This is a genomic window from Undibacterium hunanense (assembly GCF_014284335.1).
Lineage (GTDB): Bacteria > Pseudomonadota > Gammaproteobacteria > Burkholderiales > Burkholderiaceae_D > Undibacterium > Undibacterium hunanense.
In genome coordinates, this window is record NZ_JACOGF010000048.1 from 1 (window position 1) to 506 (window position 506).

Annotated in this window: 1 protein-coding gene; it reads left to right on the plus strand. The window is 52.4% G+C overall.

What is annotated here, in order from left to right:
* Window positions 1-506 (plus strand): efflux RND transporter permease subunit (locus H8L32_RS27255; protein ID WP_186951007.1); only part of this gene is annotated, 506 nt, incomplete at both ends.

Consider the following 506-nt stretch of genomic DNA (forward strand, 5'->3'; position numbering starts at 1 on the left):
GAAAATGCCCGTCTGTCAGGATGGGTGTATGTGGATATCCGCGATCGTGACCTGAGTTCAGCCGTACATGAAATGCAGGAAGTCGTCGCCCGAGAGGTCAAGTTGCCAGCAGCTTATTCGATTACCTGGTCAGGTCAGTTCGAATATCTGGAACGCGCCACTGCAAAGTTAAAGATCGTGGTACCAGCAACCTTATTGATTATTTTCGTTTTACTCTATCTGATATTCAAACGCTTTGATGAAGCTGCGCTGATCATGGGGACCTTGCCCTTTGCTTTAGCGGGTGGGATTTGGCTGCTATGGGCACTCGGCCATAACCTGTCTGTCGCCAGCGGAGTCGGGTTTATCGCACTGGCAGGTGTTTCGGCAGAATTCGGTGTGATCATGCTGCTGTACCTGAAGCAGGCTTGGGAAAGCCGCGTCAGGGCAGGCAATGATACTCAGGAGGATTTGCTGTATGCCATCCGGGAAGGCGCCGTGCTTCGAGTGAGGCCAAAGGCGATGAC